This is a genomic window from Methylobacterium amylolyticum (genome assembly GCF_030700245.1).
Classification (GTDB): Bacteria; Pseudomonadota; Alphaproteobacteria; order Rhizobiales; family Beijerinckiaceae; genus Methylobacterium.
Genome location: NZ_JAUYZI010000062.1, coordinates 1 through 12,453, shown reverse-complemented (window position 1 = coordinate 12,453; position 12,453 = coordinate 1). Strand labels below are relative to the sequence as shown.

General features: G+C 64.5%; 14 protein-coding genes. 5 read left to right on the top strand and 9 right to left on the bottom strand.

All coding sequences use genetic code 11. From position 1 onward, the window contains the following. From Q8W71_RS28140 to Q8W71_RS28100, 9 genes are all read right to left on the bottom strand, one after another. Complete coding sequence (locus tag Q8W71_RS28140) at positions 1–990, bottom strand: branched-chain amino acid ABC transporter permease (protein WP_305528711.1); 990 nt, start codon at positions 988–990, stop codon at positions 1–3. Then, a complete protein-coding gene (locus tag Q8W71_RS28135) occupies positions 987–1,844 on the bottom strand; it encodes a branched-chain amino acid ABC transporter permease (protein ID WP_305528710.1) in 858 nt (285 codons plus the stop codon). Before Q8W71_RS28135 ends, Q8W71_RS28140 begins: the two co-directional genes overlap by 4 nt. Before the next feature lie 72 nt (positions 1,845–1,916). Continuing rightward, positions 1,917–3,119, bottom strand: coding sequence for a CaiB/BaiF CoA transferase family protein (locus Q8W71_RS28130; RefSeq protein ID WP_305528709.1), 1,203 nt, complete (start codon positions 3,117–3,119; stop codon positions 1,917–1,919). Between the two features lie 10 nt (positions 3,120–3,129). Beyond that, positions 3,130–4,254, bottom strand: coding sequence for an acyl-CoA dehydrogenase family protein (locus Q8W71_RS28125; protein WP_305528708.1), 1,125 nt, complete (start codon positions 4,252–4,254; stop codon positions 3,130–3,132). A gap of 105 nt (positions 4,255–4,359) precedes the next feature. Next, positions 4,360–5,499 (bottom strand): ABC transporter substrate-binding protein, encoded by a 1,140-nt coding sequence (locus Q8W71_RS28120; protein WP_305528707.1) that lies wholly within the window; start codon positions 5,497–5,499, stop codon positions 4,360–4,362. A 95-nt stretch (positions 5,500–5,594) separates the two neighbouring features. Beyond that, positions 5,595–6,329 (bottom strand): SDR family NAD(P)-dependent oxidoreductase, encoded by a 735-nt coding sequence (locus Q8W71_RS28115; RefSeq protein WP_305528706.1) that lies wholly within the window; start codon positions 6,327–6,329, stop codon positions 5,595–5,597. Positions 6,330–6,681: 352 nt separating this feature from the next. Then, on the bottom strand, positions 6,682–7,224 hold the full coding sequence (locus Q8W71_RS28110; protein WP_305528705.1) for a 2,4'-dihydroxyacetophenone dioxygenase family protein: 543 nt from the start codon (positions 7,222–7,224) through the stop codon (positions 6,682–6,684). Positions 7,225–7,236: 12 nt separating this feature from the next. Next, a complete protein-coding gene (locus Q8W71_RS28105) occupies positions 7,237–7,512 on the bottom strand; it encodes an SDR family oxidoreductase (RefSeq protein ID WP_370875560.1) in 276 nt (91 codons plus the stop codon). Further along, positions 7,397–7,810, bottom strand: a complete 414-nt coding sequence (locus tag Q8W71_RS28100) for a hypothetical protein (RefSeq protein ID WP_305528726.1) — start codon at positions 7,808–7,810, stop codon at positions 7,397–7,399. The genes Q8W71_RS28105 and Q8W71_RS28100 overlap by 116 nt, the downstream gene beginning before the upstream one ends. Positions 7,811–8,045: 235 nt before the next feature. Between Q8W71_RS28100 and Q8W71_RS28095 the strand changes: the two genes are divergently transcribed. The 5 genes from Q8W71_RS28095 to tnpB all read left to right on the top strand — a co-directional run bounded on the left by Q8W71_RS28095 (position 8,046) and on the right by tnpB (position 12,242). Further along, the gene (locus Q8W71_RS28095) at positions 8,046–8,864 is read left to right on the top strand and encodes an IclR family transcriptional regulator (RefSeq protein ID WP_305528704.1); all 819 of its coding nucleotides are present in this window, start codon (positions 8,046–8,048) and stop codon (positions 8,862–8,864) included. A gap of 82 nt (positions 8,865–8,946) precedes the next feature. After that, positions 8,947–9,240 carry a ferredoxin reductase domain-containing protein gene (locus tag Q8W71_RS28090; RefSeq protein ID WP_305528703.1) on the top strand — a complete coding sequence of 98 codons (294 nt, stop codon included), beginning with the start codon at positions 8,947–8,949 and terminating at the stop codon, positions 9,238–9,240. A 141-nt stretch (positions 9,241–9,381) separates the two neighbouring features. Beyond that, positions 9,382–11,412 (top strand): recombinase family protein, encoded by a 2,031-nt coding sequence (locus tag Q8W71_RS28085; protein WP_305528702.1) that lies wholly within the window; start codon positions 9,382–9,384, stop codon positions 11,410–11,412. Positions 11,413–11,454: 42 nt separating this feature from the next. Next, on the top strand, positions 11,455–11,889 hold the full coding sequence (gene tnpA, locus Q8W71_RS28080) for an IS66-like element accessory protein TnpA (RefSeq protein WP_305528701.1): 435 nt from the start codon (positions 11,455–11,457) through the stop codon (positions 11,887–11,889). Further along, positions 11,886–12,242 carry an IS66 family insertion sequence element accessory protein TnpB gene (gene tnpB / locus Q8W71_RS28075; protein ID WP_305528700.1) on the top strand — a complete coding sequence of 119 codons (357 nt, stop codon included), beginning with the start codon at positions 11,886–11,888 and terminating at the stop codon, positions 12,240–12,242. Before tnpA ends, tnpB begins: the two co-directional genes overlap by 4 nt. Positions 12,243–12,453: the final 211 nt, after the last annotated feature.

The window sequence follows — 12,453 nt, the reverse complement described above, 5'->3', positions numbered from 1 at the left end:
TCAGTTCTCTTCCTTGGCGGGCATGAGCAACATGGGCGAGGTCGGCCGTTCGAGGCCACCGCGCAAAGTCGGCAATCTCCACCGCGAGCCGAGAAGGCCGTTCGGCGCAACCAGCAGCATGAAGACAAGGATGGAGCCGAAGAACATGCCCTGGCTCTCGGCCGCCGGAAGATAGAGCACGACGACCATCAGGATGGCGGCGCCGAAGATCGGGCCGAGAATCACTTTGACGCCGCCGACGACGGCCATCAGCAGGACAGTGATCGACACCTGAGTCGTGAGTGAATCTGGGCCGATGTAGGTGATGTGATGCGCGTAGAGCCAACCGGCGACACCCGCAATCGCACCCGAGAAAGCAAAGGTGTTGGAGAGGAGATGAGGAACGTCTACCCCATCGGCGACGGCGCGCAGCGGGTCGTGGCGGGCGGTATTGATGGCCCGACCCGTAGACGAGTTCATCAGGCTGACGCACAGCACGACGACGAGAAGGACGACGGCCCATGTCAGGAAGTGCATCGCCTGGGCACTCGGCGCGATGCTCAGCCGGGGAATGCCGGACAGCCCGATGTAGCCGCCAGTGAAGTCGCCGCCCTGCTTGATGAGAACCTCCACGAGCCCTCCGAGTACGAAGGTGGCAATCGACAGCGGCAACGGAGACAGCCGTAGGATGCAGCGCGCGAGAAGATAAGCGCACACTGTCGGTAGGAGGATCGCCGCCAGGAGCCCCAGATAGGGAGACAGCCGATAGTTGACGGTCAGAATCGCGGTCGCGAAAGCGCCGATCGCCGCAAACGTCGCCGTAGCGAGGGACAGAATACCCGCCTGACCATAGGATATTCCAACCGATAGCGCCATCAGCGAAAATATCCCAATCATAATCGAATTGTCGAGCAGGAACGGGTGGCCATAGCTGGCCGCGGTCCCAACAGAGACAATCATCAGCAGGGATAATGCGGGATGACGCCAGGTAAACAGGGAATAGCTGTTCACGCTCTGCCTCCTGAAACCGCCGTGATGTTCATGCGCCCGCTGGCGAGAATGATAAATATAAAGAGAAGAGGCGTAGCGGTCGCCCAGCCGCCCGGCAGGTAGCCGGATGACACCGCCTGAACCATCCCAATTGCCAAGCCGCCGAGGAAGCCTCGCAAGGGAGAACTGAGGCCCAGCACCACGGCGGCGCCGAAGCCAGACATCGTGAGCCCGGCACCGGAGCTGTAATCCGTTCCCACCGTATAGAGGACCAGGATGCCCGCCACTCCGGCAAGGAAGCCCCCCACGATATACGTTCCAAACCAGATTGCGCGGACCCGAATGCCGGCGAGTGATGCGCCTACGGCATTGGCGGCGCTCGCCCGCATGTCGCGGCCGAAGGATGTTCCGTAAAGGAGACCGTAGAGGCCGCTCAGTAGCGCAAGTCCCACTGCGATGTTGATGCCCGCCTGCGGACTGATGCGGATACCGGCGACGTTCCAAAAGACTTCGAAGGGCTGCTGGATCATCGGGTCCTTACCGATGAATGTGAGCACCGCGGACTCGATGAAGACGGCTACGCCGAAGGTCGCGAGAACGACCGTGAGCGGGTCATGGTGGCTCGGACGGTTGAGCCGGATGGAGATTGCGCCTACGATTATCGACGCGAGGACAGCAAGGACAATGCCTGCGGCGATGCCACCACTGCCCCCCATCGCCGCTGCCGCGCATCCGGCCAGAACCGCGTAACCACCTACCGCAAAGTCAACAGAATCGGTCGTGAGGAACAGCAAGCTGATCGGGAATGCGATCAGCCCATAGATGACGCCCAGCAGCATCCCTTGGACGAGAAATTCTGCAATTTCGAGGATCATGTCTCACCTTCTATGATGAGCTGTTTGGGTGCCGGGTCTGGCGCGCATGAGCAAAAAGCGCGAGTCACGCCGTCACCGCGGCGGGCTGCTGGTTTTCGAACTCGTCCTGCCCGGCCCCCGCTCGGGATTGGCACTGACGTATGATCCCAACCCTGCAAGGATTTGCTGCGTATGCTGGCCCAGCTTCGGCGGCCCCATCCTGAGCTGCTGTGGCGTGCGCGACAGACGCAGCGGATGGCACACAACCGTCATGTCCGGCTCGCCCTCAATCGGAACGGAGCGCAGCAGCTGGTTGTTGGCGAGCTGCGGGGAGTTCAGCAGGTCGCGCAACGTGGCGATTGGCGCAGCCAGGATACCGGCTGCTTGGAATCGCGCGGTGGCCTCGGACGAGGACAGCTTCAGCACCGCCGGCCGGAGCAGATCAGCGATCTCCTCGCGCCGCGCGATCTGCTGCTCTAGGGTGCCGAACTCTGGGCGTGCGCTCAAGTCGTCAAGCTCGAGCGCTCGGCACATCAGCTGCAGCGGGTTTTCACGGTAGAAACCGAGCACCACGAGCCAGCCGTCCGAGGTCTGGGCTAGGAAATTTGGGCCAGACTCGAACCAATTAGTTTCCGAGTCGTGATTCAGTATCGAGGCGATCTCAAGCGCCTGCATGGCGACAGCTGAATCGAACAGCGAGATTGAGACCTTCTGGCCGAGACCTGATTTTTGCCGCTCCAGCAGCGCGAGAAGGATACCCTGGACCATGATCATGCCTGAGGCGAAATCAGCGACGGGCGTGTTGAGCAGGACCGGGCCAGCCCCCGATGCCGTATGCTTCGTCGCAATGCCAGACACTGCCTGGGCGAGCAGATCCTGCCCGGCCATGCGGGCGAGCGGCCCCGTCTCGCCGTAGCCGCTGGCGACGGCGTAGATCAGCCGCGGATTGAGGGTCGAGACCGCGTCATAGCTGTAGCCCAGGCGGTCCATGGCGCCGGGCCGATAATTGCTGATGAGCACGTCCGCCGACCTGATCAGCGCGTTCAGCGCCGCCCTGCCGTCCTCGGACTTGATATCGAGGCAGATGGATTCCTTATTGCTGTTCGTTGCGGCGAAGTAGCAGCTGGTCCGACCCTGCCGGCTCGCGATGAAGTCGTTGGACCGCATCAGATCGCCGGACGGGGGACGCTCAACCTTGATCACCCGCGCGCCGTAATCAGCAAGGGTTTGGCCGGCCAGCGGGCCCTGCCAGACCTCACACATTTCGACGACCAAAATGCCATCCAGGATCGACATCAACCTGCCCTCAATATTTCGCGTAGACTTCTTTTGAGATCATCAGTTGCTGGATCTGATTCGTGCCCTCCCAGATTTGCGTGACCTTTGAATCACGCATCATGCGCTCGACCGGGTAATCCTTGAGATAGCCGTAGCCCCCATGAACCTGGACGGCCTCGGTTGAGACCGAAACGGCGGCGTTGCTGCACTGGACCTTGGCGATCGAGGCCAGAAGCTTGGCATCAGGATGCCCGCACATCTGGAGCTGCACCGCGCGGTAGAGCACCGCCCTGGCGGATTCGAGGGTCGCCGCCATCGTGGCGATCATCCCGCGCACGAGTTGATGACGGGCGATTGGCTGGCCGAATTGCTGGCGAGTCTGGGCGTAGCGGACCGCCTCCTCGAACGCCCCCTGAGCGATGCCGAGGGCATGCGCACCAATGGTTAGCCGCGATTCCAGGAGTGCATCAGTGATGTAGGTGCCGGCTGAATCGGCGGTGCCGAGCAGGCGCTCGGCTGGGAGCGCGACCCCGTCCATGATCACATCGCAGGTCGGGCTACCGCGAAGGCCCATTTTGCGTTCCTGAGCGCCAAAGGAGACGCCGGGATCCGTCTTGTTGACGAGAAAGAGGCTGAACCCCTTCTCACTGGTGCGGGCGAAAACGACGTACCAGTCGGCCCAGCCGCCATTGGTGATGAAGCGCTTGGTCCCGGTGATCGTCCAGCCGTTCGCGCTGCGGACGGCCTTCGTGGTGGCTCCCATCAGGTCTGAGCCGCCCCTCGGCTCGGTCAGCGCCCAGGCACATTGAACCTCGCCCTTGACGATCTGCGGAATGATCGCCTGCCGCTGTTCCTCATTTCCGTGGTTCACGATCAGCATCATCAGCCAATTGGTCGAGGTGCAGATCGACGTCGACGCGCAAACGCGCGACAGCTCTTCGCTTGCGATAATCTGAAAGAACAGATCCGCGTCCTGACCGCCGAAACGCTCGGGAAATGGCAGACCAGGCAAACCGATGGCGAGGCTCGCCGTCACGGCCTCCGTGGGCGGTCGGGCCTCTTCGTCGACCCGTGCGGCGAAAGGGGCCACTTTCTCCTCGGCAAATCGACGAACAGACGCCCTGAATTCATCATAGGTATCCTGATCGTACATCTGAGCTCGATCCTAGATTTTTGACCGTGTGTGGGAGATCGTGGGGGTCGCCGGCGGAATTCTTCCGCCGGCACGCAGCGCAGATCCGATCCGGCAACCAGATATTTATTGGATGGTCTTCATCTTGCCGCCGCGAACTTCCATCTTCGCGAGGCTATCGACGCCGATCCCCTCATGATTGTCCGAAGTGTAGCAAAGCTCGCCGTCGAGATAGGTGTCGCGGAACTGGCAGATCGTCTCCAGCGCGTCCCGGATCGACTTGCCCGTGACAGGGCTGGGGCTGCGTTTGATTGCTTCGGCGAGGGCGACGAACCCGGTGGACGCGATCACCTCACCGAAACCGGCAGGAGTTTTACCAGCCTTCGTGAGGAGATCGCCGAGGGCCTTCTGCTTTGGCGAGGGATCGTCCCAGTTGCCGAGCGAGACGATGATCATCCCGTCCGCTGCCGAGCCGGCCGCATCGACAAAGGAGCGCTGATTGAGGGCCATGGCGCCCATAGCGGGAACTTCGAGCCCGACTTGCTTCGCCCCGCGGATGAAGGCGGCCCCCAGAGCCGGCGCCGAGGTCTGAACGAACACGGTATCCGGATTGGCGTTGCGCGCCTTCGTCGCCGCCGAGGTCAAGTCCTTAGCGTTGAGCGGGGCGCTCACCTCCGCCACGACGTTGATCTTCCGCTCCTTGGCGGATGCGACAATGTAGTCCTTGGTGGCCTTCCCGTACGCGTCCTCCTGGTACATCACCGCCAGGTTCTTGCGGCCCTCCCTGGAGAGGCCCTTTTCGAGAGCGCCGGCCACCGCGAGCTCGTCATTGATTGATGTGCGGAAGAACCACGGGAAGAAGGAGTGATCTTTCGAGGTCAGCGAGATCGTGCCGCACGGACAGAGCACCGGAACCGAGCTCGCCGCCGCGATCGGCATCAGTGCGAGCGTCGCCGACCCCGTCGTCGCGCCAAGGATCGCCTGCACTTTCTCCTGCTGGATCAACTTCGTGGCGCCGCGAGCGCCTTCCGTGGGATTGGTCTGATCGTCGTGGAAGACGAGCTCGATCCGCTTCCCATTCGGGCCGACATCGGCGTTGTACTTGTCCGTCAGAACTTGAATCGTATCTCGCTCTGGGATGCCGAACGGCGCCGCTGGCCCGCTGAGGCTTAGGATGACTCCGACCTTGATGGTCTCCTGCGCGACCGCAGGCGCGGCCAGTGTAAAAGACCCCACGAGCAGAGCGGCGGCACACGCGGCTGACATGACTGTCCTGTTTGAAGCCATTGTTTCTCTCCCCTTCTGTTGGCTTGTTGCGCCGATTTCACCGCTTCTGCGCTCTGCCGCCTGAGCGGACGCCGCTAATAGGTTGCGCGCCCGCCGGACAGGTCGAAGACGGCCCCAATGTTGAAGCTGCAGGATTCCGAGGCGAGCCAGAGAACCATCTCGGCCACCTCGTCTGTTGATCCCAACCGGCCGAGGGGACTCTTTTCGATCATGGTCTGCACATGAGCAGGTGACATCTGATCGAGGATTGCGGTCGAGACGGCTGCCGGCGCGATCGCATTCACCACAACCCCGCTCCCAGCAAGTTCCTTACCCAAGGACTTGGTAAGTGCGATGACCCCCGCCTTCGCGGCACTGTAGGCGGAGGCGTTCGGTGTTCCCTCCTTGCCCGCCAGGGAAGCCACCGGGATGATGCGGCCAGTTCCGGCAGCGCGCATGGCAGGAACTACGGCTCTGCACACGTTGTATGTGCCGACCAAGTTGACCTCGACGATACGCCGCCAGGCAGACGGGTCGGTCTCCTCGAGGCGCACGGTCTCGCCCGCGAACCCTGCGCAATGGACAAGGATATCGATCTTGCCAAGCATGGCGAGCGTTCGGGTGCTTGCCGCCTCGACGGCGCTCAGATCAAAGACGTCTACCTGGTAGCTGGTTGCGTCCTCTAAGCCTCGCGCCGTCGCAGCCAGATCCCAGACGCTGAGTGTCGCCCCGGCCGCGTGCAGGCGTTCTGCAACCGCCCTGCCAATTCCTCGAGCACCGCCCGTCACGACGGCGACCTTGCCCGAGAAATCATATTGCGCGCGGGTCATCGCTGCGAGCCGTCTGGTGTGCGGCTCGGACTGGCTATGCCAGAGGGGGTTGCCTGCTCCCATGCAACGACCAGCAATGCCGCGAGTGCTACTCGGCTCGTCACGTTTCCTCCATTCGCCCACCTTGTGGGCAATTTTCTATGTTGTGGGCAATTTGTTGGATCCTGACCTGGGTGTCAACAGGGGTTCGGCCGACTCCGAGGGAAACTTCAGCCCAGCCGGTACGAAGTAGTTCGGCGATGCCGATCAGGGCGGGACAGTATTGGCCGACGCACTCCCGGCGTTGCCTTCGGGGCACGAGGTCCGGCAACCCTGGAGCGGGAGCCCGGCCGCCGAGACGATCAACCCGCGCCTAGCGGATAAACTGGTCGATGTAATCCACCCCGAGGCCATTCACACTGTAATGGGCGCGACACTTGTCAATGCGCGTGAACACGTCGTCGAAACCCGTCGTTTTGCCGTCGGGATCGACGTAGATCATCGCCCCGTTCACCTGGAAGAGCGTAATCATCTCTTCGACATGCGGGTCCACCACGAGGGTGTGGGTCTCGCCTGGTGCCTCATAAACATATCCGCCCTCAGTGGCGACCCAGTCATGCTCAAGGTAGCGCCACTCCCCTTTCAGGACGAAACCATGGACCGGCAAGGGATGGCGATGCCGGGACAGCACACCAGACTTGCGGACTTTGAGCAGGTTCATCCAGTATCCGCGCGAGGTGCACATGAGCAGGGGGCGGAACCAAACATTTTCTTCGACCGGAACCCAGATGCGCTCGTCACTCGGGATCGCATTCGGGACCACCAGCTCCGGCGGGGATTCCTTTGGCTGTGGGTGCCGGTATGGAACCCATTTTTCGCTCGGTGGCAGGTTGGTGGGGGCGACGTTGATGTTCATCACATACCTCGATCAGTTAGCTGCGTAGCCGCCGTCCACCGGCAGGATCACGCCAGTCACGAAGCGGGCCTGCTCGGAAACCAGGAACTCTACAGCCCCCCCGAGGTCATCCGGCTCACCCCAGCGCCCGAGCGGCGTGCGGCCGAGAATGGCGCCGGATTTGCCCTCGTCATCAACTAGGGGCCGGGTCAGCTCGGTGGCGATCCAGCCGGGCGCGATGGCGTTGACACGGATCCCGTCCTTCGCCCAGGCTGACCGCCCGAGCCAGCGCGGCCCCGTGATCGGCATTGAACAGCCCCGCCGCCCCGTGCAGGCAGTTGCAGATGGCGAAACGAGTGTTGAACCGGTCTAGCAGGTCGGTGCGCATCCGGCCCAGATCGCTGCCGGGTTTGCCCTTTGATAGGCGCCAATCGTCCCGGGCGCTCAGGGGGACGTTCGGCGGATAGCAGTTAAGATCGAGGCCATCTGTCCCTCGCGTGACGACCATGTCTCGCCAATAATCGTCGAGGTAGGGAAGAATCTGCTTCATGTCCGGTGCGGCCGGATGCACGTCGCAATCGATTACCTCGGTCGGCAAGGCCGCCATTCTCGTCTCCATCCCTACACGGACCAACCGGCCCCTTCTCGGTGCGTCAGACACAGAACAGTCCCCGCGGCATGCCGCAGGCGGTTGTCGAGGATCTATCTGCGCGAGCCCGGAGAGAGCCGATGAGCGCCCGTTTGGTCGCTCAGATTTTTATCTTGCCACATTGTGGACAATCGCCCACATTTCAAATACACCAGCCGAGGTGGCCGTCTGTCAAGACGCAAGAAGGATTTTCATGTCGCGAACGAAGGCCGCTCCGCCGGCATCCGGGGCACCCGCCGAGGTCGGGCAGCAGGTCCAGGGGACCGCCGCCTTCTCGAAATTCATGCTCGTTTTGCAGACTGTCGCTGACGCGCCCGGCGAACTGGATATCGCTCGGCTCGCAAAGCTCCTGCCCTACCCGCGCGGCACGCTTTACCGCATCGTTGGTGCGCTCATCAGTGAGGACATGATCCGGGAGAATAGCCTTACCGGGACTTACCAGCTCGGCCACAGGCTCATGAGCCTGGCGTCGAAAAGCTGGGAAGCTTTCGACCTGAGGACGGTGGCCCATGACCATATCGCAGCCTTGCGGGACGCCACCGGGGAAACAGTTCACCTCGCTGTCCCGAGCGGGCAGGAGATGGTCTATATCGACAAGCTAGAGAGCCCCCGTTCTGTGCGAATGACATCGCGGATAGGAACGCGGGTCAGCCTGCATTCAACATCCGTGGGCAAGGCCTATCTCGCGGCCCTTAAGCCCGCCGAGCGCGAACGCTTGCTCGGCTCGATCGAGCTCGTGGCCCGAACACCGTATACCATCACACGATCGCAGGATCTCAGGGCGGAAATCCTGGAGACCCAACGGCGGAGCTATTCGACCGACCGCGAGGAGAACGAACTCGAGATCCGCTGCTTCGGCGCCGCCATTCTCGACCGTGATGGAACGCCTATCGGCTGCGTGAGCGTGAGCATCCCTAAATACCGGTTCAACGAGTCGGAGTCCGGCACCTTCGTCGCCGAGCTCTTATCCCGCGTTCAGGCGATCTCGCGATCCCTCCTGTCTCAGCTTTGAACCCGGGGCGGCGCGCCCGCCCTCTTTCCCGTCGTCGAACCGGCGCGCGGGATTCACGATCTACTCCTCGAACGGTGACGCTATGAAACACGGGCTGCTGACTGTCAGGGTCGTCAGGAAAGTGCAGGAGGCTGTCGATATCTGCACCCTGGAATTGGCCGATCCCGACGGCGAGAGCCTTCCGCCGTTCTCGGCCGGGTCTCACATCGACGTTCATCTGAGCGGTGGGTTGGTGCGGCAGTATTCGCTCTGCAACGGTCCAGGCGAGAGGGATCGGTATCGACTGGGCGTGCTGCGCGACCCGAACACGCGCGGTGGCTCGGCGCACATCCACGACGCCCTGAAAGAGGGCGAAGCGGACCAAGTTGAGCGTTGAAGCTCTACGAGACCTGATCTCGCTGATCGAACTCCTCGACGCGCATGGTGATCGAGCCGAAGACCCTGTGGTCGGTGCTTCCCGCGGCGCTCCGGCGGCAGATCCTCGACGACATCGCCGCGGTGCTGGCGGAGACGCGCCATGAGATCCGAGCTGATCCAGCCGACGCACTTGGCGCGCAAGGCGGTCGTCTACATCCGGCAGTCGACGCCAGCCCAGGTCGTCAGCAACCAGGAGAGCCTGCGTCTCCAGTACGCCCTGACGCAACGCGCCCGGGAGCTCGGCTGGCGCGAGGCCGACGTTGACGTCATCGACGCCGATCTCGGCCTGAGCGGCGCCTCGGCCGTCCACCGCCACGGCTTCAAGGACCTGACCGCGCGCGTCAGCCTGAGCGAGGTCGGCCTGATCCTCTCGGTCGACGTGACGCGGCTCGCCCGCAACTGCACGGACTGGTACCCGCTTCTCGATATCTGCGGTCTGAGGAACTGCCTCATCGCCGACCGCGACGGCGTCTACGATCCGGGCTCGGCCAACGGCCGTCTGCTGCTGGGGCTCAAGGGCACGATCTCGGAACTCGAACTGCACACCCTGCGCAGTCGCCTCACCGCGGGCCTCCTCGCGAAGGCGGCACGCGGCGACCTCGCCCTCACCCTGCCGGTCGGGCTCACCCGCGTCTCGGGCGACCTCGTCGTGAAGGACGCCGACGTCGAGGTCCAGGATCGGCTCCGCCTCGTCTTCCAGAGCTTCCTGCGGCTGCGAACCGCCGCCAAGGTCATGCGGATGCTCAATGCGCGCGGGCTCGACCTGCCGCGGCGCGATCACCACGGCGATCTGCGCTGGGCGCGGGCGACCGTGGCGGCCGTCGTCACGATCCTGACAAACCCCGCCTATGCCGGCGCGTTCGTCTACGGCCGTCGCCGCGCCGACGCGGTCACCAGCCGGAACGGCACGGCGATGAAGCGACTGCGGCCAATGCAGGAGTGGCGCTTCGTCGTGAAGGATCGCTATCCTGCCTACATCGACTGGGCTACCTACGAGAAGATCCGGAGCGTCATCAGCGACAACCGAGCCGAATACATGCGAAACAAGACCAGAGGGACCCCGCGCGACGGCGAGCTGTTGCTGCACGGCATCGTCTGGTGCGCGCGATGCGGGCACAAGATGTTCGTGCGCTACAAGGGCGGGGGCGAGTACGTCTGCAATCACCTGCGCACGCAGCAAGGGGCCCCGGTCTGTCAGCATCTCCGCGCCGCCGCGGTCGACCGAGGCGTCGCGCAGGCCTTCCTGGCAGCCCTGGCGCCGGCCGAGATCGAGGCGCTGTCACAGGCCCACCGGGCCCGGCAACAGACGGAGCGGGCGCTGCGGACCGCAGCCGAGCAGCAGGTCGAGCGCAAGCGCTACCAGGCCGCGCTGGCCCAGCGGCAGTACGACAAGGTCGATCCCGACAACCGTCTGGTCGCGAGCGAGCTGGAGCGACGCTGGGAGGCTGCCCTGATCGCGCTCAGGACGGCGGAGGAGGCTTTGGCGCGCCAACGGGACCAGGCGTCGGCCATGCCCATCGGCGGGAGGCTCGACGGCAACATCGTGGCGTTGTCCGGACGGCTGTCGCAGCTCTGGCACGCCCCGACCACCCGCGATGCCCAGCGCAAGGCGCTCCTGCGCTGCCTCGTCGACAAGGTCGTTTTGGACCGGGGGATGCACGACGTGGCGACGGCGCGCGTCATCTGGCGCGGCGGCGCCGTCAGCCAACTCACGATCCAGCGGGCGGTCGGCCGCCTGGAGGCCCTGACCCGCGGTGCCGAGATGCGGGAACGGGTCATCGCCCTGGCCCGCACCGACATCCCCGACGAGGAGATCGCCGCTCGGCTGACCGACGAGGGGCATCGCTCGCCGAGCTGCGCCGAGCGCGTGCTGCCGGTGACGGTCCGACGGATCCGCCAGCAGGCCGGGCCGGGGCCGAGGACACCTCGGTCACGCTGGCGCCATGCCTCGGACCTGCTCGGCGTCCAGGCCATCGCACGCCGGCTGAACATCCCCACGAAATGGCTCTACGGCCAGATCCGGACCGGCCGCCTCCTGATCGACCGCCAGCCGACGGGCGCGTATCTCTTCCGCGACACGGAGGCCGTCCGTAAGCGGTGTTTGGCGCCCACCTTCTGGATACGAGGGTAGCTGGCGACATTGACGGTCCCGGGGTCGGATCGTTTTGGGTCTATGCTTGAGGATATGGTCGAACCGCCGCGGCTGGTGCGGCGCCTGGAGGTGATCACCGGTGCGGGCGGTCGGCGGCGCTGGTCCGAGGCCGAGCGGTCGCGGATCCTGGTCGAGGCGACGGCCCCGGGTGCGGTGGTGTCGGCGGTCGCGCGCCGGCACGGGATGAGCCCGCAGCACCTGTTCACGTGGCTGCGTGAGGCACGGCGGGCGGCCTCGCCCGACGCGGCGCAACCGGCACCGAGCTTCGTGCCGGCCCTCGTCGAGGAGGCCGAGCCCGGCCCAGCCGCGCGCCCGGCGCAGGGACGAGGCCGGGCTCGGCGTGGTCCTGCCGCGGTGATCGAGCTGGAGGCGGCCGGTGTGGCGGTACGCATCGGCGCAGGCGCGAGCACGGCCCAGATCGCGGCGGTGATCCGGGCGCTGAAGGCGGTGCGATGATCGGGCCGTCCGGGACGGTGCGCGTGATGCTGGCGACGCGGCCGGTGGACTTCCGCAAGGGCATGGATGGGCTGGCTGCGCTGGTGCGCGAGGCGATGGGCGCGGACCCGTTCTCCGGCACGGTCTACGTGTTCCGCTCGAAGCGTACCGACCGGGTGAAGCTCCTGTTCTGGGACGGGAGTGGGGTGGTGCTGGCGGCCAAGCGATTGGAGAGCGGTGAGTTCCGCTGGCCGAGGGTCGAGGACGGCGTGGTCCGGCTGAGCGCGGCGCAGCTCGCGGCCCTGCTGGAGGGGCTGGACTGGAAGCGCGTGCACACGACGCACGCGGTCGCCGCTCCGGCCGTGGCGGGCTGAGCAAAAAGACCGGCGCGACGGGTCTGTCACGGTGGTAAGTCGCTGGCAGATATGCTCATATCCGCCCTGTGGCCGCGCCCGCTCTGCAGCGCGACAATCAGGATGAGGCCAGCGCGTCAATCAAGGTGAGAGGAACGCCGATCTGATGATGGAGGGAGGGCGGAGCCCGACCGGAGGCATCAGATCGGCGTCGGCGTGACCCCAAGGGGCA